Origin of the sequence: Mycolicibacterium hodleri (assembly GCF_025822245.1) — a bacterium.
Lineage (GTDB): Bacteria > Actinomycetota > Actinomycetes > Mycobacteriales > Mycobacteriaceae > Mycobacterium > Mycobacterium hodleri.
This window is the reverse complement of record NZ_JACKTL010000036.1, coordinates 258,134-282,541: the sequence shown is the minus strand read 5'-3', so window position 1 is coordinate 282,541 and position 24,408 is coordinate 258,134. Positions and strand designations below refer to the sequence as shown.

Sequence of the window (24,408 nt, the reverse complement as noted above, 5' to 3'; positions counted from 1 at the left end):
TGTAATGACCAGGCAGGTTGTGAACGGCGTGGCTTCCGAAAGTAGGTGAGGACCTCCGGTATCGGTGTGGTTACCACACGCACCCCAATACCGAGAGGTCCTCATGGTCCACGCTAATGCCTGTCTGACTCCGAAGGGGCGATCTCGGCTCGCCTCGGCGATCGTGGATCACGGATGGACCTACCGCCGCGCGGCTGAACGGTTCCAGTGCTCGCCGGCGACGGCCAAGAAGTGGGCCGACCGCTACCGCGCCCACGGCGCGGCGGGCATGGCGGATCGCTCCAGTCGGCCACGCACCAGCCCGCACCGGACCTGCCGTAGGACCGAACAGCGCATCCTCGGCCTGCGGTTCGAGCGCCGGTGGGGGCCACATCGCATCGCCTATCACCTGCTCATTCCCCGGTCGACCGTGCAAGCCGTCCTGCACCGCTACCGGATGCCGCTGCTACGGGATCTGGACCAGGCCACCGGATTGGCGGTACGCACACCGGCACCGAGACGCTACGAGCACGACGCCCCCGGAGACTTGGTGCACGTCGACATCAAGAAGCTCGGACGCATCCCCGACGGTGGCGGGCATCGCAAGCTCGGCCGCACCATCGGCAACCGCCACAACAAGAAACGCGGCCGGGGGTACGCCTTCGTCCATCACGCCGTCGACGACCATTCTCGGTTGGCGTATTCGGAGATCCTCGGCGATGAACGCAAGGAGACCGCCGCGGCGTTCTGGGTGCGGGCCAAGGCGTACTTCGCCAGCCACGGAATCGACGTCAAACGCGTTTTGACCGACAACGGATCGTGTTATCGCTCAACACTGTTCGCCCAAGCGCTCGGTCCCGATGTCGCCCACAAACGCACCCGTCCCTACCGTCCGCAGACCAACGGGAAAGTGGAGAGATTCAACCGCACCCTCAACCAAGAGTGGGCCTACGCCCAGACCTACCTCACCGACGAAGCCCGCGCAGCGACCTACCAAGCCTGGGTTCATCTCTACAATCACCACAGACCCCACACCGGCATCGGCGGCAAGTCACCCATAGAACGCCTCACCGTTCACAACCTGCCTGCGAAGAACAAGCCTGGGTTCATCTCTACAATCACCACAGACCCCACACCGGCATCGGCGGCAAGTCACCCATAGAACGCCTCACCGTTCACAACCTGCCTGCGAAGAACATCTAGTCGACCTAGTCGTCGGGGATGTCGACGCGGCGCAGCGTCCCGTCGACCGCGTCGGCCGCCTCGATCTCGCCGCGCGTCACGCCAAGGATGAACAGCACCGTGTCCAGGTAGGGATGGCTCAGCGACGCGTCGGCTACCTCGCGCAGCGCGGGCTTGGCGTTGAACGCGACGCCGAGCCCGGCGGCGGCCAGCATGTCGATGTCGTTGGCACCGTCACCGACGGCCACGGTCTGCTCCATCGGGACGCCGACCTGCTGGGCAAAGTCCCTGAGCGCCTTGGCCTTTCCGGGCCGGTCGACGACGTTGCCGACCACGCGCCCAGTCAGGACGCCGTCGACGATCTCGAGTTCGTTGGCGGCCACGAAGTCCATCATCAGGTCGTGGGCCAACGGCTCGATCACCTGACGGAAGCCGCCGGAGACGATGCCGCAGTAGTAGCCCAGGCGGCGCAGCGTTCGGATCGTCGTCCGCGCTCCCGCGGTCAACTCGATCTGGTCGGCCACCTCGTCGAGCACGGTCGCGGGTAGTCCGGCGAGCGTGGCCACCCGCTTGTGCAGCGACTCGGCGAAGTCCAGCTCGCCGCGCATCGCCGCGTCCGTCACCTCGGCGACGGCGGCCAACGCACCGGCCCGTTCGGCCAGCATCTCAATCACCTCGCCCTGGATCAGGGTCGAGTCGACGTCGAACACGATGAGCCGCTTGGCCCGTCGCGACAAGCTGTAGTCCTCCAGCGCGATGTCGACGCCCTCGGCGGCGGCCACCCGCGCCAACGCCGTCTGCAGCTGGCCGTAGGCCGCACCGGGCGGCACCGAGACCCTCAGCTCCAGACCCGTGACGGGATAGTCCGACACCCCGCGGATGAAGTCGATGTTGACGCCGAGCGTGGCGACCTCATTGGCCACCACCCCGAACGCCTCGGCCGTGATGGGTCGGCCCAGCACGACGATCGTGTGCGTCGAGGGCTCCCCGAGTACCGGAAGGTCGTCGCTGCGTTCGATGGTGACGTCCAGGCCGACCGCCTGGATCGCCGTGGTCACCTCGTCCCGCAGGTGCGCTCCCCCGGCGACGTCAGCCGGTCCGGCCACCAGCACACCGAGCGTGAGCCGGTTGCGGATCACCACCTGTTCGACGTTGAGCAGGTCCACCTTGTGCCGCGACAGCACCTCGAAGAGGGCCGACGTGACACCTGGTTGATCGACTCCGGTGACGGTGATGAGAACCGACACGCTTGACCCACTCATTACTGCGAACGGCCCCTACGACTCGATCAGCTACGGACCTTGACGTCGTCGTTCTCGGTGACGTCACCGCCAGAGGGGTGCGGTCCGCCACCGATGTGCGCCTCGGCGCGCATCCGCTCGACCATGTGCGGGTAGTGCAGCTCGAACGCCGGCCGCTCCGAACGGATCCGGGGCAGTTCGGTGAAGTTGTGTCGCGGCGGCGGGCAGCTGGTCGCCCACTCCAGGGAGTTGCCGTAACCCCAAGGATCGTCCACCACGACCGGCTCGCCGTAGCGCCAGCTCTTGAACACGTTCCAGACGAACGGGATCGTCGAGATGCCGAGGATGAACGCACCGATCGTCGAGACGACGTTCAGCGTCGTGAAGCCGTCGCTGGGCAGGTAGTCGGCGTAACGGCGGGGCATGCCCTCGTCACCGACCCAGTGCTGCACCAGGAAGGTGGTGTGGAAGCCGATGAACGTCAGCCAGAAGTGCAACTTGCCCAGGCGCTCGTCGAGCAGGCGGCCCGTCATCTTCGGGAACCAGAAGTAGATGCCCGCGTAGGTGGCGAACACGATGGTGCCGAAGAGCACGTAGTGGAAGTGCGCGATCACGAAGTACGAGTCGGTGACGTGGAAGTCCAGCGGGGGGCTGGCCAGCAGCACGCCGGACAGGCCACCGAGCAGGAACGTGACGAGGAAGCCCACCGAGAACAGCATCGGTGTCTCGAAGGTCAACTGCCCCTTCCACATCGTGCCGATCCAGTTGAAGAACTTGATGCCCGTTGGCACGGCGATCAGGAACGTCATGAAGGAGAAGAACGGCAGCAGCACCGCGCCGGTGGCGTACATGTGGTGCGCCCACACCGCGACCGACAGGGCCGCAATGGCCAGCGTCGCGTAGATCAGCGTCGTGTAACCGAAGATCGGCTTGCGGCTGAACACCGGGAAGATCTCCGAGACGATGCCGAAGAACGGCAGCGCGATGATGTACACCTCGGGGTGGCCGAAGAACCAGAACAGGTGCTGCCACAGCAGCACACCGCCGTTGGCAGGGTCGTAGATGTGCGCACCCAGGTGACGGTCGGCCGCCAGGCCGAACAGCGCGGCGGTCAGCAGCGGGAAGGCCAGCAGCACCAGGATCGAGGTCACCAGGATGTTCCAGGTGAAGATCGGCATCCGGAACATCGTCATGCCGGGGGCGCGCATGCAGACCACCGTGGTGATCATGTTGACGCCACCGAGGATGGTGCCAAGACCACCGACGGCCAGGCCCATGATCCACAGGTCACCACCCGCACCGGGCGAGTGAATGGCGTCGGTCAGCGGGGAGTACGCGGTCCAGCCGAAGTCGGCGGCGCCACCGGGGGTGATGAAACCCGCGATCGCGATCAGCGCGCCGAACAGGAACAGCCAGAACGAGAACGCGTTCAGACGCGGGAACGCCACGTCGGGTGCGCCGATCTGCAGGGGCAGCACCAGGTTGGCGAAGCCGAAGACGATCGGCGTCGCGTAGAACAGCAGCATCACGGTGCCGTGCATGGTGAACAGCTGGTTGTACTGCTCGTTGCTCAGGAACTGCAGACCGGGCAGGGCCAGCTCGGCGCGCATGAACAGCGCCATCAAGCCACCGATGAAGAAGAAGACGAAGCAGGCGACGCAGTACATGATGCCGATCAGCTTGTGATCGGTGGTGGTCACCAGCTTGTAGATCAGGTTGCCCTTGGGACCCATCCGTGCCGGGAACGGACGGCGTGCCTCGAGTTCTCCGATTGGGGGCGCTTCGGCTACCAACAGGTCCTCCAAAATATCGACGGGCGAACCCGTGGGCTCGTCGGCAATCTTATCCCCCGCCGGGCGGTGTCGCGCCATGGGTCCTACAAAGTGTCGTATTTGGTAAGAAGTCTCCGTTCGACGGCTCGTGACCAGGCTCGAACGGCCCGGACGCGGTCGACGGGCGGGCGGGCGGCCCGCGGCTTGGTACCGTCTGCGGCGTGGCGTTCCTGAGCTCGCGGATGGGTCCGATCGCCGCCGCGGCAGCCGTCACCACGGCGGTCGTGGCGACGCTGGCCACCGGCTGTGGGGGCTCGCCGAACCCACCCGGCGCCCCGGACTCGGCGTCGCCCGCCAATTCTCCGGTGACGAGCACCACCAAGATCGCCGGGGCGGCCGTCCTGGGCAATGAGCGCCGACCCGACGAGTCGTGCGCGCCCGACCCGGCGCCGCTCGACGACCCGCCGAACCGCGAGGTGCGCCACGCCGCCGGCACCACCGAGGTGGCCCCCGACCCCCAACGCATCGCCGTGCTCTCCGGTGACCAGCTCGACGCCCTGTGTGCGCTCGGACTGCAGTCGCGCGTCGTGGTTGCCGCCCCTCGGGACGGGTCCTCGGGCCAACCGTCCTACCTCGGCGCGGTGATCCACGACGTGCCCGCAGCCGGTGACCGCTCGTCACCCGACCTCGCCGAGATCAAGGCCGCGAACCCCGACCTGGTCCTCGGCTCCCAGGCCCTGACGCCGGAGGCCTACGGCGAACTGTCGGCGATCGCCCCGACGGTGTTCACCGGAGCCCCCGGTCCGGGCTGGCAGGACACGCTGCGCACGGTCGGTGCCGCGACGGGCCGCGCCGACGCCGCCAATCAGCTGGTCGACGGGTTCGAGCGGGCCGCCGACAAGGTCGGCGCCGACAACGACGCCACGCACTACCAGGTCTCGGTCGTGCAGTTGACCGAGAACACGCTGCGCGTCTACGGCCTCGACGACTTCCCGGCCAGCATCCTGGGCGCGGTCGGCGCGGACCGCCCCGCGACGCAGCGCTTCAAGGACAAGCCCTACGAGGAGGTCGGCATCTCAGACGTGTCCAAGTCGACCGACTTCTCGTCGGCCGACGGCGACGTCGTCTTCCTGTCCTTCGACTCTCCCGCCGCCAAGGCACGCGCCCCGGAGGTGCTCGAGAGCGAGGCGTGGAAGAAGCTGTCCGCGGTGCGCGACAACCGCGTGTACGTCGTGAACGACGAGGTGTGGCAGACCGGGGAGGGCATCGTGGCCGCCCGCGGCATCCTCGCCGACCTCGTGGTGGTCAACGCACCGATCAACTGACGCAGCGCTATTCGGCGATCGATTCCGCAGGCACCGTGCCGAAGCGCTCGTGGAAGTGCGTGGTCAACTCCGGCCACACGTGCGGATCGTGACCGGGGATCAACGGGTAGCCCCTACGGGCCGCGAGTTCCTTGAGCCGACGGATCGGCTCGACGGTCTCCTCCGGTTCGACGTCGATGAATCCGCCGATGGCGAGTTCGTGCTCGATGTTCTCGGTCAGGTCGGCGGCGTCGAAGGCGAACACGAAGCCGTCACCGCCCACCGATTCGTCCAACTCCACCATGAAGCTCTGGTGTCCCGGGGTGTGCCCATAGGTGGGTATCGCGGTGATCCCCGGCGCGATCTCGGCCTCTCCGTCGGCGAGACGCCAGTCGATGGTCGGGTCGTCGAAGTCCACCCGCACGATCGCATTGCGTTCGGGCTCAGGATGATTCGACAGCCCGTACTCGAGTTCACGGCGCTGGGCGTGCACCGGAATCTTGCCGGCGAAGAGTTTGAGCCCGCCGGCATGGTCGTGGTGCAGGTGGCTGACGGCCACGGTGTGGATCGACTCGAAGTCCACCCCCACCTCGGCGAGCCGCTGCTCGATCGGCTCGCCGGGGCCGGGCAGCACCGGGCGGTATTCGACCGTCGGGAAGAACCTCCGGTGCAGGGCCGGATCCCGCACCAGCGCGGTGTTGAACCCGGTGTCCAGCAGCACCCAGCCGCCGTCGGTCTGGAGCAGCACACCGGGCACGGGTTCCCGCATCCGCTCTTCTGGAGGGGCGCCGTACACCGACACCGACTTCGGCAGTTCCTCCCAGCCGAGCGTCAGCAGGATGATCCGGCGGACACCGCCGGGGCGGACCAGCGTCGCCATCAACCGACCGACAGCGCGGCGAGGCGCAGCGAGTTCGGGTTGGTCACGACGTGCGCCTGCTCGACGCCCTTCAGCCACGGCTGGGCGACCATGAAGTCGTTGACGTCGGCGACGTTCAACCAGCAGCCGGTCTTGACCGCCTCTTCGCCGGCAGTCGAATAGTCCGGGGCCGAGGCGTTCGGCAGACCCTTGTTCAGGGCAGCGGTGACCGCGGGCGCCGAGCATCCGAAGAAGTTCAGGCCACCGTCGGCATCCCACGAGATGTGACCCCACGTGTACGGGGACGGCGCGTCCGGCCAGCCGAGGTAGGTCATGATGTCCGGCGCGGACTGCCCGTCGGTGCCGACCCAGCCGTAGATCTCCGACGTGGGATAGGCCTGCACCTTGGCGTCGAGGCCGGCGGCGGCCAGCTGCGTCTGAATCAGGTTGCTGATCAACTGATTGTCCGGGTTGCTGGAGTCGTAGCCGATGGTGACGGACTTCTGGTCGGCGGGCAGGCTTGCCGCCAGAGCCGTGAGGACCGACGGATCGTGCGGCACCGTCTGCTTGCCGAACTCGGCGGCCATCATGTTCGGCGGGTAGATCTGTTCGGCTCTCTTGCCGCGCCCGAAGTAGGTCTGCTTGACCAACTCGTCGACGTCGATGGCCTGCAGCACGGCGGTGCGGTTCTTGGCGTCGGTCATCATGCCCTTGCGCGGGTTGACGTAGACGTAGTTCGACATCATGGTCGGCAGCGAGTAGTTGGTGAAGGCCTTGTTGTCCAGGTAGGACTGCACCGCCGAGGACGGCAGGTCGTGCAGGATCGCCGCAACCTGGCCGTTGTTGAACTGCAGCTGCTGCGCGGAGACGTCGGTGATGACCGGGAGCTCGACCTTCTCGAAGTACGGCTTGGTGCCCCAATAGTCGCCGAAGGCGGTCAGTTCGTACTTCGAGCCCACCTCGGCGGCGGTCAGCGTGAACGGTCCCGTGCCAAGGTCGTGGTTGGTCAGGTATCCCTGCGCGTGATCGGAGCCGCCGTTCTTCGCGAGCCCCTCCGGGCTGAGCATCCGCGGTCCGTACGGGCAGGCCAGGTAGTCCAGGAATGCCGAGTTCGGCGCCTTCAGGGTGATCGTGACGCCGTAATCACCCTGTGTGGTAATCGAATCGACGTCGGTCACCATGTACGCGGGCCCCTGGTTGACGGCGAGGCGTCGATCGAACGACGCCTTGACCGCCGCCGAGGTGAACGGCGTCCCGTCGTGAAACTTGACCCCTTCTCGGAGCTTGAAGGTGAACACCTTGTTGTCCGGAGACGCCGTCCACTCGGTGGCGAGGAGCGGTTCCAGCTCCGGCTTGTCGGTACCCCCCTTGTACTGCAGCAGACCCTCGTAGGTGTTGGTCGTCAGCAGCAGGCCCTGCCCCGCGTAGTACACGTCGGGGTCCGGCGGCTGCCCCGGATCCTGCAGGAAGGACAAGTGCAGCACCTTGTCAGTCGGTGCGGCATTCGGCGTGCTGCTGCCCGAATCCGAACCGCCGCAGGCGGTCAACGCGAGGACGGCCGTTGCGGCAAGCGCGGCAAGGGCGCGGAATCTGGTGGTCATCGGGTGGCTCCTTCGAGAACGGGGACGGTGATGAGGGCGTAGTGCACGCGGGTCACTCGACGCCCAAGAGTGCCTGCTGGCCAAACTGATTGAGCTTCAGCGAGCCCTCCGGCAGTGACAGCTCGCCGCTCTCGACGCGCTGTCGCAGGTACGCGAAACTCTGTGCCGTCTGGGCGAACAGGTGCTCCCCCGCCTTCAGCGGCGGGCGTTGCGGCGTGTCGGGAGAGACGAACTGCGGCAGCGGCTTCACCTCGGTGTCGTAGTCGACGTTGAAGAACAGCGGGAACGAGTAGCGCTCCTCGGCGACCTTTCGGACGCGGTGGCTGGTCGCGACGAATGCACCGCTGGTCCACAATTCGAGTAGGTCACCGATGTTCACGACGAAGGTTCCCGGCACCGGGGGGACGTCGATCCACTCCCCTGCACCGTTGAGGACCTCGAGCCCCGGCGCCGTCGGCTTCAGCAGCGTGAAGCATTCGTAGTCGGTGTGCGCCCCGATGCCGAGTCCGTCCCGCGCGTCGGGGTTGTAGGGATAGTGCACGAGCCGCAGTTGGCTCGGGGTCTTGGTGGCGTGCCGGGTGAAGACCTCGGGATCCTCCCCCAGGGCAACGGCGAACGCCCGCAGCAGCAGATGTCCGACCTCGAGCACCGCCTCGTAGTAGTCGGTCACGGCCTCGGCGAAGCCCGGCAGCTCCGGCCATGCGTTCGGACCGAGCATCGGGTTGCCCGCCAGGTAGTCGGGGTCGTCGGCGGGCAGGTCGAGCGCGGTGTCGAACGCCTCCTTGAGGTCGGGCACGGCGTCCGCGGCGGTTTCGACGCCCTCCTCGCCGATCGGCACGTAGCCGCGATGACAGCGGGACAGGCCGATGTAGCTTCGCATCTTCTCGTCGAGCGGCAGCGCGAAGAACTCCTTGGTGGCCTGGAGCATGCGGTCGAACGTCGACTCGTCGACGCCGGAACCGCTGACGTAGAAGAATCCGACTTCACTTGCCGCTCTTCCGATCTCGGCCGACACCCGGTCACGGTCGGCGGCGTCCGGCGATCGCAGACCGCTGACGTCGACGATCGGCACCGAGGTAAACGAGGTCATACCGGTCACGTGATTGACTTCCCTTCGCATCGTTGCACGCGCCATCGCTGGCCGACGGCGTCGACGTGGTCATCCGACGGCGCGATTTCCAAATTCGTCCACTCCACCCCGCCGAGCGCACCGATCACCACCGACCCCGAACCCGCCCAACCGAAGAGGTCTCCGACGCGCATCAGCAGTCCGCTCGACCCGTCGGGAGATCGCAGGAAGGCCGCTGCGCACCCACCCGCCGAGTCCGCGTCGCGCACCCAGTGTTCGGAGTAGTTTTCGTGGACGCCGGTCTCGACGAGGACGTCACCGTCCCAATGCATCGCCCCGGCGTCGGGAAACGGCCCCGGTGGTTCGAGGTCGACGTCGCGATGCCACTCGAAGACGTTGCCGTGCTGGTGAAGTGGGCCGGCAAACCCTCGGGAGTCGACGTAGGCGGTGATGCCTTGGAGCCACCGAACGTTCCCGCCGGTATCCCGCGATCCGTCGGCGCCGACGAGGAGGGTGCGCCGCCATAGCCCGGTGCATTCGGCCATCATGACGTCCATCTATGCCGGTACCGGACCGAAGCGCTCGTGGAAGTGGGTGGTCAACTCCGGCCACACGTGCGGATCGTGACCGGGGATCAACGGATAACCCTTCTTCGCCGCGAGCTCCTTGAGTCGGCGGATCGGCTCGACGGTCTCCTCGGGTTCGACGTCGACGTAGCCGCCGATGGCACGCTCGTGCTCGATGTTCTCGGTCAGGTCGGCGGCGTCGAAGGCGAACACGAACCCGTCCCCGCCCACCGACTCGTCCATTTCCACCATGAAGCTCTGATGCCCAGGGGTGTGCCCGTAGGTGGGTATCGCGGTGATCCCCGGCGCGATCTCGGCCTCCCCGTCCGCCAGGCGCCAGTCGATGGTCGGATCGTCGAAGTCCACCCGGAAGATCGCATGGCTCTGCGGCACCGGATGATTCGACAGTCCGTACTCCAACTCACGACGCTGCGCGTGCACGGGCACCTTGCCGGCGAACAACTTGAGTCCACCGGCGTGGTCGACGTGCAGGTGCGACAGCGCCACGAGATGGATGTCGTCGATGTCCACGCCAATCTCGTACAACGACTCCTCGATTGGTTCACCGGGACCGGGTAGCAGCGGCTGATACTCCATCGAGGGGAAGTACCTTCGATGCAGGGCCGGATCGCGGATCAACGCGGTGTTGAACCCGGTGTCTAGCAGCACCCACCCGCCGTCGGTCTGCAGCAGCACCCCTGGCACGGGGCACCGGAATTGTTCCTCCGGGGCGCCGTACACCGACACCGACTTCGGCAGATCCTCCCAGCCCAGCGTGAACAGGACGATCCTGCGGACACCGCTCTTGCGCGCCAGCCCGGTCATCAGCCCGCCGACAGCGCGGCGAGGCGCAAGGAGTTCGGGTTGGTCACGACGTGCGCTTGCTCGACGCCCTTGAGCCACGGCTGGGCCACCACGAAGTCGTTGACGCTGGCGATGTTCAGCCAGCAGCCCGTCTTGACCGCCTCGAGACCGGCCTGTGAGAACGCCTCGGGCGACCCGTCCGGCAGACCCTTCGCGAGTGCGTCGCTCACCGGTGGCGCCGAGCAGCCCAGGTAGTTCAGTCCACCCGTCGCGTCCCACGAGATGTGGCCCCACGTATAGGGCGACGGCGCGTCCGGCCACGCCAGTGCGACGAAGATCTCCGGTGCGGTCTGGCCGTCGGTTCCGACCCAGCCAAAGGTCTCCGAGGTCGGGTACGCCTGCACCTTGGCCGTCAGGCCGGCCGCGGCGAGCTGGGTCTGAATCAGGTTGCTCACCAACTGGTTGTCGGGGTTGCTGGAGTCGTAGCCGATGGTGACGTTCTTCTGGTCGGCGGGCAGGCTACCGGCCAACGCCGTCAGCACCGACGGGTCGTGCGGCACGGACTGCTTCGCGTACTCCGGGCTCATCACGTTGGGCGGGTAGATCTGGTCCGCGACCTTGCCGCGCCCGAAGTAGGTCTGCTTGACCAGTTCGTCGACGTCGATGGCCTGCAGGACGGCAGTTCGGTTCTTGGCGTCGGTCATCATCCCCTTGTGTGGGTTGACGTACAGGTAGTTCGACATCATCGTCGGCAGTGAGTAGTTCGCGAACGACTTGTTGTCGAGGTAGGACTGCACGGCCGAGGACGGCAGGTCGTGCAGGATCGCCGCGACCTGGCCGTTGTTGAACTGCAGCTGCTGCGCGGAGACGTCGGTGATGACGGGAATCTCCACCTTCTCGAAGTACGGCTTGGGACCCCAGTAGTCCGGGTAGGCCTCGAGCGCATAGCGCGATCCGACCTCGGCGGCGGCCAGCGTGAACGGCCCGGTGCCCAGATCGTGGTTGGTGAGATACGTCTGAGCATTGTCGGTGCCCGCGTTCTTCTTCAGGCCCTCGGGGCTGAGCATCCGTGGACCGTACGCGCAGGCCAGGTAGTCCAGGAACGCCGAGTTGGGTGCCTTCAGGGTGACGGTGACGCCGTAATCACCCTGTGTCGAGACTGATTCGACGTCGGACACCATGTACGCGGGTCCCTGGTTGACGGCGAGCCTGCGGTCGAACGAGGCCTTGACCGCCGCCGAGGTGAACGGCGTCCCGTCGTGGAACTTCACGCCCTCGCGGAGCTTGAAGGTGAACACCTTGTTGTCCGGGGACGCGGTCCACTCGGTGGCGAGAAGCGGTTCCAGCTCCGGCTTCTCGGTACCCGCCTTGTACTGCAGCAGACCCTCGTAGGTGTTGGTGGTCAGCAGCAGGCCCTGCCCCGCATAGAAGATGTCGGGGTCCGGCGGCTGCCCCGGATCCTGCAGGAACGACAGGTGCAACACCTTGTCGGTCGGCGCGGCATTCGGCGTGCTGCTGCCGGAATCCGAACCCCCGCAGCCACTCAGCGCGACGACGGCCACGGTGGCGACGGCCGCCATGGCGCGGAATCTGATGGTCATCGGATGGCTTCTTCGAGAGCGGGCGCGGGATCGGCGAGCTCGGTGAACGCGGCGAGGATCTCGTCGCTGGTGCGCAGCGCGCCGGTCTGCAGATACTCCATCGCGTCCAGTGCCGCGTCGTGCCGGTACTGCGAGGACCCTCCGACGCAGTCGGTGACCACGCGCACGTAGTAGTCGCGCTGGTGGGCGTCGGCAAAGGTGTAGTGCACGCAGACGTCGGTGAGACCGCCGACGAGGATCAGCGTGTCGGCCTTGAGGCCGCGGAGCACGATGTCGAATTCGGTGCCGATGAAGCCGGAGTAGCGCCGCTTGACGAGGTGGAATTCGTTCCGTGATCCGTCGAGCACCGGTCGCAGCGTCGGTTCGAGGTCGGTGCCGCGCTGACCCTCCACACAGTGCACACCCTCGACGCCGTCGAGCTCGCGGCCGAAGTCGACGCCACTGGGCCGGTGCACCTCTTGGAAGAACACCACCGGGATGTCCGCGGCGCGCGCCGCGGCGAGCAGTCGCTCGGCGACTGCGACGCGTTCGGCGTGCCCTGGCATGACGGGAATTCCCATCTCGTCGGCGGGAAGTGCATCGCTCTCCTGCATGTCGACGACGACGAACACCGGGTTTCCCACGATGAGTGGCTGTTTCGGCACCTAACCTCCTGTTGTGGCGATACGTGGATCAGCTGCGGCCTGCATGAGGTCCACCGCCGTGTTGATGAAGACGTAGAGGGCACCGAGCATCAGCGTGACGCCGGCGATGGCCGGGAAGTCCGCGACGGGGATGCTCTGGGCGATGTACTGCCCGATGCCCGGCCAACCGAACACCTGCTCGACGACCAGCACACCCGAGAACATCAGTCCCACTTGAAGACCTGTCATCGACAACGCCGAACCGACGGAGTTTCGCAGCACGTGGCGGGCCAGAATCTTGCCCTCCGGCAACCCCTTGGCCCGTGCCGTCCTGGCGTAGTCGCTGTCGATGTCGCCGAGCAGGCTGCTGCGTAGGACGCGCCCGATGGCCACGGCGGGACCGATCGCGATGACCAGTGCCGGCAGGATCAGGTGGTGGAAGGCGTCGGCGGCGACGTCGAATCGCCCGTGCAGCAGGCCGTCGACGGTCAGCAGCCCCGTCGGTCCGGTGGGCGGGTTGGCGATGGCGATCCGACCGTTGGCCGGCACCCAGCCCAACTCCTTGTAGAACACGATCAACCCGAGGATGCCGAGCAGGAACATCGGCGCCGACGACCCGGTGAACAGGATGGCCCGCAGGATGCCGGCGCCACGCCACTTCAACGTCGTGCTGAAGGCCAGCAAGACGGCCAGCACCAACGCGAAGGCCAGGCCGTAGAGCGCCAGCTCCAGGGTGGCCGGAAAGAACGTGCCGAGGTCGGACGCGACGCCGTGGCGGGTCCGGAACGACGTGCCGAGATCGCCGGTCACGGCGCCGGTCAGGTAGTGCCAAAACTGCACCAGCACTGGCTCGTTGAGTCCCAGTGCTTCCCGCCGCGCGGCCACGGCCTGCGCCGACGCCTGGGCGCCAAGCTGCGCCTTGACCGGATCCATCGGGGAAATGTGTTGCAGCAGGAACATCACGCCGGTCAGGGCGATCAGGATCGCTACCGTGGCACCGATGCGTGCCGCGATGAAGGTCTTCATGTCCCTACCTAGCTCGTCTTCATCAGGTTGCGCAGGCTGTCGCCCGCGATGTTTCCGATCAGTGCCAGAACCAGGACGCCCAACCCGGGCATCACCGGGATCCACCACTGCTGCAGGAAGTAACTCAGGTTGCGGGCCGAGTCGGCGCCCAGCTCGGCCGCCGGTGCGGACTGTCCGAGACCGAGGAATGACAGCGCGGCGAGGGTGAGGATCAGCGTGCCGACGTCGAGGCTGGCGGCGACCACCGCATTGGGTACCGCGCCGGGAAGCAGATGGCGTCGTGCGAGCCGAAAGCGGTTCACTCCGGCCAGTCGTGCGGCTTCGACGTGCGGACGGGCCGCCAGCCTCGCCACCTCACCGCGGACCAGTCGCGCATAGAACGGCCACCACACGATCGACACCGCCACCAGGGTGTGCACGAAGCTCGGCCCGAGCGCGGCGACCACGGCGATGGCCAGCACCGGGGCGGGCAGCGACAGGAACCCGTCGGTGATGCGCATGAGCACCGAGTCCACCCAGCCCCCGGTCGCGCCGGCGATCAAGCCGATCAACCCGCCGAACAGCAGCCCGACGGCCACCACGACCAGCGCCGCAAACCAACTCGAGCGGATGCCGTAGAGCACTCGCGACAGGATGTCGCGGCCGATGCTGTCACTTCCGAGGAGGAAGCCGTTCTTGCCGGGTGCCTGCAGCGGCATGCCGACGGGAACCAGCGGATCGTGAGGAGCCAGCAGCGGTACGGCGATCGCGACCAGCGTGACCACGAAGATGAGGGAGAAACCAGCCCAGTTGATTACCGTCGAGCGGGACTGCAGGGACAGGATCCGGCGCTGGCGCCCACGCACCAGCGGTACAGCCGGCGGAGCCGCCGTTGCGATTGCCATCAGACCGCTCGCCTTTCGATGCACGCGACTTGGTGCGGGTTGCCGGGGACGCCCTCGAGCCGGACGTCGAGTTCGGCTCCGCTGCAGGCGTCGACCGAGATCGAGCACCTGGGGTGGAACGCACATCCGGTCGGGGGTGACAGTGGACTGGCGGGTTCGCCTGGCAGGATGCGGGATTCGCGACCCATGTCGGGGATCGAGTCGACGAGTGCCTGCGTGTACGGATGCGCAGGATCGCCGATGACCCGTTCAGCCGGTCCGATCTCGACGATCCTGCCGAGGTACATGACCGCGATCCGGTCGGCGACGACGCGGGCCACCGACAGGTCGTGTGTCACGAAGACCACCGACATGTCGAGGCTGCGTCGCAGATCTCCGATCAAGTTCAGCACCGAGGCGGCCAGGGACACGTCGAGCGCACTGGTCGGTTCGTCACACAGCAGCACCGACGGCGGCACCACGGTGGCCCGTGCCAACGAGACTCGTTGCCGTTGCCCACCGGAGAGTTGACCTGCCCTGGACTTGGCGACCTCGGCGGGTAGCCCGACCCGCTCGAGCACCTCGACGACGGCGTCCCTGCGTTGGGACCGCGACAAACCACTGCCGCTGAGCCGCTCGGAGATCAGCTCGCCGACCGACAACCACGGCGTCAACGAGGCGCCGGCGTCCTGGAACACCATCTGGGGTCGCTGCCCCTCGACCAGTTTCACCTCGCCGGAGGTCGGCTTCTCGAGACCGGCGATCGCGCGCAGCAGCGTCGACTTCCCCGAGCCGCTCTCCCCGACGAGGGCCACCGACTCGCCGTGTGCGACGCGCAGCGAAACACCGCGCAACGCTTGGAGTTTGCCCCCTCCGGCGGAGCGATCCAGCCAACGCTTGGTCACCGAGAACGTCTTGGTGACGTCGCGCAGCACGACCGAGGGGGGCAACTCCGGACCATCGGGCTGGACGGGGAACGGCTCGGCGGTGTTCGGCGACTTGGTGGCCAGCCCGTCGGCGACCTCGGCCATCGGCAGAATGCAGGCGCTGGTGCGGTCCTCCGCGACGGCGACCGGGTCGGGCGGTGCAGTCGTGCACTCGTCGCGCGAGACCGTGCAGCGGGGTTCGAACGCACACCCGGGCAGCGGGGACACCGCGCTTGGCACCGAACCGGCGAGTGCGGCCAGTTTGCGGTCACGCGCGGTGTTCAGGGTGAGGCGCGACCGAAGCAGTCCGTGCGTGTAGGGATGTGCCGGCGCGCCGAGAACCGCAGCCGTGGGTCCGATCTCGGCGATGCGGCCCGCGTAGAGCACGGCGATGCGATCGGAGATCTGCGCGGCGACGCCGAGGTCGTGGGTGATGAAGACGATGCTGCAGCCGATCTCGTCGCGAAGCCGCGCCAGGAGCCGCAGCACCTGTGCCTGCACCGTGACGTCCAGCGCCGTGGTGGGTTCGTCGGCGATGATCAGATCCGGGTCACCCGCGATGGCGATCGCGATCATCACCCGCTGACGCAAGCCGCCGGAGAGTTCGTGCGGGAAGGCACGCATGCGTCGCCCCGGTTCCGGAATGCCGACGGCGGTGAGCAGGCGCAGCGCCTCGGTGTCACTGCCCGCCGCCTCGGCGACCTGCTTGCCGATCCGCATGGTGGGGTTCAGTGAGGTCATCGGGTCCTGGAACACCGCGCCGAGGTCGAGGCGCCGAACCTTGCGGATGGCCTTGTCGTCGCCGTGGACCATGTCGGATCCGGCGACGGTGACGGTGCCGTCGACCTGGGTGTGGGCGGGCAGCAGTCCCAGCAGGCTGAACCCGAGAACGCTCTTGCCAGAACCCGATTCGCCGACCAGACCGAGGATCTCCCCCGGCGCGATCTGCAAGGACACCCCGCGAAGTGCGTGCACGTCGCGGCCGTTGCGCCGGAAGGTCACGTGAAGGTCGTCGACGGCCGCGACGGGATCGGCGACCGTTGGCACCGTTGGTGTGGCGACGTCGGTGATGGCAGCCCCTTCGGAAACAGCGATGCCCATGTGAGAACGCTCCAGTAGGTGTCGAGGTCGGCGGGACAGCGGCACGTCCATGGGCCGCTCGCCTGTCAACTGACAGTTTTCCGGCCGCGTCGCCGCCATGGGTGTCGCTGGCGTAACCAAACGGCGGCTTAGGTAACCGATGGGTGTCGCGCGTTTCTGTCGTGTGACAGAAACATGGGGACATGACCATTTTCGGTCCCTCGTGGTCCACGATGAAGTCATGCCGCTCGCCAGGGCCGGTCGCCCCCGACACCACGACCAGAAGCGTCCCGGCGTCACCGCGCGTGACGAGATCCTCGACGCCGCAGGTGAACTGTTCACCACGCTGGGGTACACCGCCACCTCGACGCGGTCCATCGCCGAGTCGGTGGGCATCCGCCAAGCCTCGCTCTACCACTACTTCAAGACCAAGGACGACATTCTCTGCGCCTTGCTCGGCCAAACCGTCAGCCCCACACTGGCGTTCATCCCGAGCCTGCTCGGCGCCGAGCCGGCCCTGAGCGCGCAGGAACATCTGCACGCCCTGGCCGCCTTCGACGGCGGGCAACTGCTCGCCGGCCGCTGGAACCTCGGCGCCCTGTACCTGCTGCCCGAACTCCGGGGGGCCGGACTCGAATCGTTCTGGTCTGACCGGGAACGCCTGCGACTGCACTACCTGGCGTTGAGCCAGGCCGTCATCGCCGCGACCGGGGTGCACGTCGCCGCCGCCGACCTGCCGTTCCGGCTGGTCGAGTCGCTGGTCAACATGTGGTCGGTGCCGCCAGGCGACGAACGCGCCGAACTGCCGATCCACGTGGCCGACGCGTGCCTGCGCGTCCTCGGGGTCTCCGACGGCGGCACGCTCGCCCAACGCGAGCGCACCCACGAGCTGATCGAGCGCTACACCAGCGTGGAACCGGCCGAGACGCTGCTCAGGTAGGTCGGCCAGTCGCCGTGGTGGGTGATGTCCTCACCGGCCCGCCACGCCTCGAGCGCACAGCCGAAGCCGACGACCTCGGTGCCGTCGGACAACGTGACCCGGCCCAGCGACATCGGCGCCGGGAGGGCGGCCAGGAAGTCGCCGAGCATCGCCGTGCCGACCAGCCACAGCTCACCGCCGATGGGGGCGCCGTCGTCGGCGCCGACCCGCACCAAACCGGGTTTCGGCGGAGTGGTGTCGAGGCGCGCCAGTCGGTACACCGGCGCGGTCAGGGCAGGCCCCAACCACCGGGCGCCCCGATCCTCGAGCTGAAAGGCCAACGGCTGCCCGCGAAGATGGGCGCCGACCACCATCAGGGTCGTCGCGTCGGCGCCGGCGAACGTCGGCCACGGGCGGTGGATCGACGTGCCCGCGGTCGACGTCGCACCGGGCAGCGCGACGGAGGGCGTCGGTGACACGACCAGCCGGGCGACGTCGAGGGCGACCGCATCGGCACCCGATCTCGCGATCACCGACACGCCGAACTGGTCGTCGCCCGCGGTGCCGGACGGCACCGCGACGGCGCACATGTCCATCAGGTTGCAGAAGTTGGTGTAGGTCCCCAGCCGGGAGTTGACGCCGACCGGGTCCGCGCCGACCTCGGCGATGGTGGGATGTTCGGTGGTCGTGGGGATCAGGAGTGCGTCGCAGTCGCCCAGCGTCGTCGACGCGGCCTCGGTGAGCTCGGCGAGGCGGCGGCGATCCCCGAGCAGCTGGGTCGCCGACACGGTGCCCGCGGCTGTGACGATGGCCCCGACGGTCGGATCCACCTGCGACCGATGGGCGTCGACGAACTCGCCGACGGCGTCATGGCGTTCGGCGACCAGGCCGCCGTCGTACAGCAGTCGCGCGGCGGCGAGGAAGTCCGTCAGGTCGATCTCCCGAATCACCGCACCGTGCGCCTCGAGTCGGGCCCGGGCCGCGAGGAACGCCTCTCGCCACGGCGCCGACAGCCCGGGGAGTTCGCGGGGTACGGCGACCGTCGGGATCTCCGGTGCCGCCAGCGGCGCGTCGGGCGGGAACGGGCGTGCCGCGCCGGCGATGACGCCCATCGCGGCGTCCGCGGTGTCGAGGTCGCGCGCGAACACCGTCACGCAGTCGTAGGACCGGCACGCGGGGACGACTCCGTCGGTCGGCACGACGCCGTAGGTCGGCTTGATGCCCACGATGCCCTGCAGCGCGGCGGGCACGCGACCCGACCCGGCGGTGTCGGTACCGAGGGACACGTCGACCAGGCCCAGGGCGACCGCGACGGCGGATCCCGAGCTCGACCCACCCGAGATGTGGTCGGGGCGCCGCGAATCCCGCACGGCGCCATGGGGACTGCGCGTCCCCACCAGACCGGTGGCGAACTGGTCGAGGTTCGTCGCGCCGATCACCACCGCGCCCGCGGCACGCAACCTGGCGACGACGACGGCGTCGTCGGCCGCGGGGCTCGTCGCGAACGACGGGCAGCCGGCGGTGGTCGCCAGGCCCGCCACGTCGACGTTGTTCTTGACCGCGGCGGTCAGCCCGGCGAGCGGAAGGTCGGCGCCGGTGCGGACGGCCGCGTCGACGGCTTCGGCGTCGGCCAGGGCATCGGCCTTGGCGCGCAGGAAGATCCACACCTCCGGCCGTTCGGCCGCCTCGATCGCGGCGTAGGTCGCCCGCACCCTTTCCACTGCACTAATGCGCGATCCCGCTTCGCTTCTCGCTGCACTCATGCTGGCACTCCCGTCACCCTGCGTTCACGCGATTGGTCCCCGACGACGACGAGCGGAGTGCCCGGGTCGACCTGGTTGCCCGCCTCGACCAGCACCCGCGTCACGACGCCGTCCGCCGGTGCGGTCAACACGGTCTCCATCTTCATCGCCTCCAGCGCGAGCAGCGCCTGCCCGGCCACCACGCGGTCGCCGACGGCGACGTCGACCTTCCATACGCTCGACGAGAACGGCGCGTCCACCCGCCGTTCGTCGTCGTGCAGGACCAGGTCGGTCGACGTGATCGCGACCCGGGACTCGGCCCGCTCCGCCCGGTCGAACTCCCCCGCCGCCGTCCACGCGGCTCGTTCGGCGGCGAAGGCCGTGGCCTGGACGGCGCGGAACTCGGCGATCGAGTCGGCGTTGGCCGCGAGGAATCGCTCGTGTTCGGCGAGTGAGAACGTGCCGTCGGTGATGTCGACCGATCCCCGGCCCGCGGCCATGTCCGCCCGCAGGTCGAACAGTTCCTCGGCCGTGACGGGGTACCAGGAGATGCGGTCGAAGAACCGCAGCAGCCACGGGCTACCCGGTTCGAAGGGCGGCGTCTGCCGGTAGCGGCTCCACACCTGGGTGGTCCTGCCGACGAACTGATATCCGCCGGGACCCTCCATGCCGTAGATGCACAGATAGGCGCCGCCGATGCCGACCGAGTTCTCCGCGGTCCAGGTACGGGCCGGGTTGTACTTGGTGGTCACCAGCCGGTGCCGCGGATCCAGCGGCGTGGCGACGGGCGCCCCGAGGTAGACGTCGCCGAGGCCCAGGGTCAGGTACTCCGCCGAGAACACCGTCGCCATGACGTCGTCCTGGCTCGCCAGACCGTTGATCCTGCGGATGAATTCGATGTTGGACGGACACCACGGGGCGTCGTCGCGCACCCCGGAGGTGTAGCGCGCGATTGCTTCCCGGGTCGCCGGGTCGTCCCAGCTCAGCGGCAGCCGCACCGACCGGCTCGGCACCACCAGTTCCGACGTGGCGGGCAGGTCGTCCTCGAGTTCGGCGAGCAGGCCCAAGAGCCGGTCGACCGGCAGAACGTCCGGATCCAGGTGGACCTGAAGGGATCTGATTCCCGGTGTGAGGTCGAGAATGCCGGGGACGGAACTGGATTCGAGCCGCTCCTCGAGCGCGTGCACCCTGGCCCGCAGCGCGAGATCGAGCACCATGTCACCGTATTCGACCAGCACGTTGTCGTCGCCGCTGCGGCGATAGGTGACCGCGGGCGCGTCCCCACCGTCGCGGCGGCTCAGCACGCCGTCGTCACCGTCGCGGCCGGTTCGCCGGACGGAGACGCTCGCGGCCATGCGCGCGGGGCCCACCTCCGATCGGGACGGCGCGTCGACCGCCCGGATCGGAACGAACCGGACCGTGTCCCCCGGCCGCAGCTGCCCGAGCTTCCATCGGTCGCCGGCCACGACCGTGACCGGACACACGAAGCCACCGAGGCTGGGACCGTCGGGGCCCAGCAGGATCGGGGTGTCGCCGGTGAAGTCGAGGGCGCCGACCGAGTAGGCGGTGTCGTGGATGTTGGAGGGGTGTAGTCCCGCCTCGCCGCCGTCGGGGCGGGCCCACTTCGGGCGCGGTCCCTCCAGCCGCACCCCGGTGCGGGCCGAGTTGAAGTGCACGACGTAGTCAGCCGAGTACAGCGTGTCCACGTCCTCGCGGGTGAAGAACTCCGGGGCGCCGTGCGGGCCCTCGGTGACCGCCAGCTCCCACTGCGACGGCATCGACGGCCGAAGGTGCTGCGGGACTGCGCCCTTCGGATCGGTCGAGGCGACCGGCGTCGCCCGCAGCACGTCGCCGACCACCAGGGGTCGGCCACCGTGGCCGCCGAAGCGCCCGAGGGTGAACGTGGACGCACTCCCCAGATAGGCCGGTACGTCGAACCCGCCGTCGACGAGGACGTAGGTGCGCAGCCCGGCGGTCTCGGCCGCACCGATCGCGAGGACCCCGTCGGCGGGCACGACGACCGGCTCCCACATCGGTACGCGCACGCCGTCGACCGTCACCTGGCAGTCCGCCCCGGTGACGCAGAAGGTCGTCGGATGCGTCACGCGCAGCGTGGGCCCCGAGGCGGTGCACTCCAAACCCGGTGCGCCCTCGGCGTTTCCGAGCGCCCGGTTGCCGAGCCGGAACGACAGGTCGTCCATCGGCCCGCTCGGGGGGACGCCGACGCTCCACAGACCGACCCGGCCCGGCAGGTCCTGCACCGTGGTCGACAGTCCGGCGACGTCGACGGTGATGCGCGGCCGCGGGTCGACGACGCCGGCGAGGGTGCCGGTGTGGTGCCGGGCAGCCCGCACGTCGTCGAGGGTCAGCGCCGCGCGAAGCAGTCCGACGTTGACCTCGATGCCCTGCAGGACGGTGGCGTCGAGTGCGCGACCGAGCCGGTCGAGGGCCTGGTCGCGGTCGACGCCGGCGGCGATCACCTTGGCCAGCAACGGGTCGTAGGACGCCGTGACCTCGGTGCCCGTCTCGACCCACGCGTCGACGCGCGGCGCGGGGTCACCGGCCACGGCGTCGGGAAAGTGCACGGCCACCAGGGTTCCGGTGCTCGGGCGGTAGTCGCGGGAGGGGTCTTCGGCGTACACCCGCGCCTCGACCGCGTGACCGCGCACCGGGACGGACCCGGCGTTCGTGCCGGCCTCGAGGTGTGGCGCCAGCACGTCGACTTCCCCGCGGGCGAGCCGGAACATCCACGCCGCCAGGTCGACGCCGGTGACCGCCTCGGTCACGGGGTGCTCGACCTGCAGACGCGCGTTGACTTCCAGGAAGGATGCCTCTTCGCGGCGCGGGTCGTAGACGAACTCGACCGTGCCCGCTGACCGATAGCCCACCGAGGCAGCCAATGCGCGGGACGACGAATGCAGCTGGGCGCGAACCGTTTCCGGCAGTGCGGGAGCGGGCGCCTCTTCGATCACCTTCTGGTTGCGGCGCTGCAGCGAGCAGTCCCGGTCACCGAGGGAGACCACGCGGCCGGCACCGTCGCCGAAGATCTGGACCTCGACGTGGCGGGCGTCGTCGACGAAGCGTTCAACGAACACCCCGGCGGCGCCGAAGCTGCGCGCGGCCAACCGGGACACGCGGTCGAAGGCCGCCCTGAGCTCGGCGGCGTCACGGCAGACCTGCATGCCGATCCCGCCACCGCCGCCGGTCGCCTTCAGCATCACGGGATAGCCGATCTCGGCCGCTGCCGTGTGGGCCGCCGCGGCGTCGTCGAGCAGCTCCGAGCCGGGGAACACGGGGACGCCGGCGGCACGCGCCGCGGCCCGGGCGGTGTGCTTGGTGCCGAAGATGCGCAGGTGATGCGGCGTCGGACCGACGAAGGCCATCCCGGCCGCCTCGACTGCCGACGCGAAATCGGCGTCCTCGGAAAGGAATCCGTAGCCGGGATGGATCATGTCGGCACCGGTCGCCGTCGCCGCGGCGACGAGCGCGTCGGCGCGGAGGTAACTCTCACTTGGCGCCGCGGGCCCCAGCCGGACGGCATCGTCGGCGAGGCGGACGTGGGGCGCACCCCGATCGGCGTCGGAGAACACCGCGATCGTGCGCAGGCCGAGCAGCCGTGCGGAGCGGACCAGGCGGACGGCGATCTCGCCGCGGTTGGCGATCAGAACGCTGTGCGTCACGCCGCCTCACCCGGCCGGGTGACGATCATGCGGACCGGCGTCGGATCGAAGGCGTTGCAGGGGTTGTTGACCTGCGGGCAGTTCGAGACCAGCACCAGCACGTCGACGTCGGCGCGCAATGCGACCCGCTTGCCCGGTGCCGACAGCCCGTCGACGATACCGAGCGCACCGTCGGGGTCCACCGGCACGTTCATGAACCAGTTGATGTTGCTGGCAAGGTCTTTCGCGCCGAGCCCGTGACGGGAGCCCTCCAGCAGGAAGTTCTCCATGCAGCCGTGCTGGGCGCGGGTGTGCTGGCCGTAGCGCAGCGTGTTCGACTCCTTGGAGCACGCGCCGCCGAGGGTGTCGTGCACGCCGACCTCGTCGCCGACGACGGTCATCAAGGCGGCTCCGGTGTCGGCCCGCAGCACCGATCCCGTGGTCAGCACGATGCCACCCTGTCGCGCGATGGTCTCCGAGGCGCTGTAGCGGACGCTGGTGTCCGCGGCGGAGTACAGCAGACAGTCGACGGCCTGGTTGCCTGCGAGGTCGACGATCGTCAGCACGTCACCGGCGGCGACGACCGCCGACCACGCGGCGCGCGCGCCGACCTCTTCGTCGAGCACCACGACACCCGGCACGAGGGCGGTGTCGGTCGCTGCGGTCGGGGCGTTCACAGGACTCCTCGGGCGATCAGGTCGGCGTCGGTGTTGGCGGCGGCTTGCCGGTGCTCCGGGCGCAGCGGCCCCACCAGGTCACCGGCCACCAGGAGGTCGAGGTCGCCGACGGCCGGCCACGCGTGCATCCGCAGGGCCGAGCAGGTGAACTCCGGACGTGGGTCCAGCGGGTGGGCCGTGTTCGCCAGGGAGACGATGGCGTCGACGTGCAAGAGCAGGTCGACGTGCGCGCCGGCGCCCGCGGAACCCTGCCACTCGAGCGATCCGTCCGAACCCACCCGCACGCCCTTGAAGAACGACGGTGACGGCGGCAGGTCACGCGTCCCGAGCCCGTTCTTGAGGGCCGCGAGCAACAACAGCTCACGCCCCGCCGGTGACGCGGACTCGGGAGCCCCCGCGCCGTAGCGCGCGTCGTTGCCGGCGCGAGTGGTGGTGCCCGCGAGCGCGTCGTGGTGCCCCGAGGTGTCGGCGACGACCGTGGCGAGCACCCGCCCGAACCCGCTGAGCAAGGGATGTCCCGTTCCGAGGTAGGCCTGCCAGGGCACCTTCACCGTGTCGGCGACGTTGAGGCGCTCGTGCGGACCGTCCGCGCGGTGGATCAGGACGTGCGCGCACGCGTCGCCGTCGACGTCGGTCAACCGGATGCGCGTGCCACGTGCCAGAACCGCGGTCGTATATCCGCCGGGCGCAACGGTTTCCGACCACACCAGGCTGTCGGCCGATACTCCGTCGGGCGCCGTCGGGCTGCTCACCGCCGGGACGTGGCGCATGGCGTCGGCGGTCCGTCCGTGCTGAGCCCTCGCATGTGCCTTGGCGCCCGCGGTCGTGGCGGTGTCCGGGTGGTCGGCAGGGGGCGCGTCGCGCACGTGGCTGGTCACTGCTACTCCAGGGGCTCTCGGCGTCGGTGGGTCCCGA

At 68.6% G+C, this 24,408-nt stretch carries 19 protein-coding genes; 3 read left to right on the top strand and 16 right to left on the bottom strand.

Features of this window, described 5'->3' with window-relative positions; translation table 11 throughout:
* The first annotated feature begins 103 nt into the window (after window positions 1-103).
* Window positions 104-1,141, top strand: coding sequence for an IS481 family transposase (locus H7J06_RS16805; protein WP_264040113.1), 1,038 nt, complete (start codon window positions 104-106; stop codon window positions 1,139-1,141).
* Between the two features lie 46 nt (window positions 1,142-1,187).
* Here the strand turns inward: H7J06_RS16805 and serB are convergent, their stop codons facing one another.
* Together serB and ctaD are read right to left on the bottom strand one after the other, a co-directional pair.
* A complete protein-coding gene (gene serB / locus H7J06_RS16800; RefSeq protein ID WP_264040112.1) occupies window positions 1,188-2,423 on the bottom strand; it encodes a phosphoserine phosphatase SerB in 1,236 nt (411 codons plus the stop codon).
* Window positions 2,424-2,449: 26 nt separating this feature from the next.
* Window positions 2,450-4,195, bottom strand: coding sequence for an aa3-type cytochrome oxidase subunit I (gene ctaD, locus H7J06_RS16795; protein ID WP_264040111.1), 1,746 nt, complete (start codon window positions 4,193-4,195; stop codon window positions 2,450-2,452).
* A gap of 221 nt (window positions 4,196-4,416) precedes the next feature.
* On the opposite strand from ctaD, the gene H7J06_RS16790 reads away from it, so the two are divergent.
* Window positions 4,417-5,499, top strand: coding sequence for an iron-siderophore ABC transporter substrate-binding protein (locus tag H7J06_RS16790; RefSeq protein WP_264040132.1), 1,083 nt, complete (start codon window positions 4,417-4,419; stop codon window positions 5,497-5,499).
* A 7-nt stretch (window positions 5,500-5,506) separates the two neighbouring features.
* Here the strand turns inward: H7J06_RS16790 and H7J06_RS16785 are convergent, their stop codons facing one another.
* The 10 genes from H7J06_RS16785 to H7J06_RS16740 are packed head-to-tail and all read right to left on the bottom strand — an operon-like array spanning window position 5,507 to window position 16,517.
* Window positions 5,507-6,358, bottom strand: coding sequence for an N-acyl homoserine lactonase family protein (locus H7J06_RS16785; protein WP_264040110.1), 852 nt, complete (start codon window positions 6,356-6,358; stop codon window positions 5,507-5,509).
* Window positions 6,358-7,938 (bottom strand): ABC transporter substrate-binding protein, encoded by a 1,581-nt coding sequence (locus H7J06_RS16780; RefSeq protein WP_264040109.1) that lies wholly within the window; start codon window positions 7,936-7,938, stop codon window positions 6,358-6,360. The genes H7J06_RS16785 and H7J06_RS16780 overlap by 1 nt, the downstream gene beginning before the upstream one ends.
* A gap of 52 nt (window positions 7,939-7,990) precedes the next feature.
* Complete coding sequence (locus H7J06_RS16775) at window positions 7,991-9,037, bottom strand: isopenicillin N synthase family dioxygenase (protein WP_264040108.1); 1,047 nt, start codon at window positions 9,035-9,037, stop codon at window positions 7,991-7,993.
* Complete coding sequence (locus tag H7J06_RS16770; protein ID WP_264040107.1) at window positions 9,034-9,552, bottom strand: hypothetical protein; 519 nt, start codon at window positions 9,550-9,552, stop codon at window positions 9,034-9,036. Before H7J06_RS16770 ends, H7J06_RS16775 begins: the two co-directional genes overlap by 4 nt.
* 12 nt (window positions 9,553-9,564) lie before the next feature.
* On the bottom strand, window positions 9,565-10,398 hold the full coding sequence (locus tag H7J06_RS16765) for an N-acyl homoserine lactonase family protein (RefSeq protein ID WP_264040105.1): 834 nt from the start codon (window positions 10,396-10,398) through the stop codon (window positions 9,565-9,567).
* Window positions 10,398-11,978, bottom strand: a complete 1,581-nt coding sequence (locus H7J06_RS16760) for an ABC transporter substrate-binding protein (protein ID WP_264040104.1) — start codon at window positions 11,976-11,978, stop codon at window positions 10,398-10,400. Before H7J06_RS16760 ends, H7J06_RS16765 begins: the two co-directional genes overlap by 1 nt.
* Window positions 11,975-12,622, bottom strand: coding sequence for a cysteine hydrolase family protein (locus H7J06_RS16755; RefSeq protein WP_264040103.1), 648 nt, complete (start codon window positions 12,620-12,622; stop codon window positions 11,975-11,977). The genes H7J06_RS16760 and H7J06_RS16755 overlap by 4 nt, the downstream gene beginning before the upstream one ends.
* Window positions 12,623-13,627, bottom strand: a complete 1,005-nt coding sequence (locus H7J06_RS16750) for an ABC transporter permease (protein ID WP_264040102.1) — start codon at window positions 13,625-13,627, stop codon at window positions 12,623-12,625.
* 8 nt (window positions 13,628-13,635) lie between these two features.
* Window positions 13,636-14,511: an ABC transporter permease gene (locus tag H7J06_RS16745; protein WP_264040101.1), complete on the bottom strand. Its 876-nt coding sequence runs from the start codon at window positions 14,509-14,511 to the stop codon at window positions 13,636-13,638.
* On the bottom strand, window positions 14,511-16,517 hold the full coding sequence (locus H7J06_RS16740) for a dipeptide ABC transporter ATP-binding protein (protein WP_264040100.1): 2,007 nt from the start codon (window positions 16,515-16,517) through the stop codon (window positions 14,511-14,513). Before H7J06_RS16740 ends, H7J06_RS16745 begins: the two co-directional genes overlap by 1 nt.
* A 220-nt stretch (window positions 16,518-16,737) precedes the next feature.
* On the opposite strand from H7J06_RS16740, the gene H7J06_RS16735 reads away from it, so the two are divergent.
* Window positions 16,738-17,436: a TetR/AcrR family transcriptional regulator gene (locus H7J06_RS16735; RefSeq protein ID WP_264040099.1), complete on the top strand. Its 699-nt coding sequence runs from the start codon at window positions 16,738-16,740 to the stop codon at window positions 17,434-17,436.
* On the opposite strand, the gene atzF is transcribed toward H7J06_RS16735, so the two are convergent.
* The 4 genes from atzF to H7J06_RS16715 are packed head-to-tail and all read right to left on the bottom strand — an operon-like array spanning window position 17,397 to window position 24,371.
* A complete protein-coding gene (gene atzF, locus H7J06_RS16730; RefSeq protein WP_264040097.1) occupies window positions 17,397-19,178 on the bottom strand; it encodes an allophanate hydrolase in 1,782 nt (593 codons plus the stop codon). The genes H7J06_RS16735 and atzF overlap by 40 nt on opposite strands.
* Complete coding sequence (gene uca / locus H7J06_RS16725; RefSeq protein WP_264040096.1) at window positions 19,175-22,837, bottom strand: urea carboxylase; 3,663 nt, start codon at window positions 22,835-22,837, stop codon at window positions 19,175-19,177. The genes atzF and uca overlap by 4 nt, the downstream gene beginning before the upstream one ends.
* Entirely contained in the window at window positions 22,834-23,493 is a 660-nt protein-coding gene (locus H7J06_RS16720; protein ID WP_264040095.1) for an urea amidolyase associated protein UAAP2, read from the bottom strand. Before H7J06_RS16720 ends, uca begins: the two co-directional genes overlap by 4 nt.
* Entirely contained in the window at window positions 23,490-24,371 is an 882-nt protein-coding gene (locus H7J06_RS16715; protein ID WP_264040094.1) for an urea amidolyase associated protein UAAP1, read from the bottom strand. The genes H7J06_RS16720 and H7J06_RS16715 overlap by 4 nt, the downstream gene beginning before the upstream one ends.
* Between the last annotated feature and the right edge of the window lie 37 nt (window positions 24,372-24,408).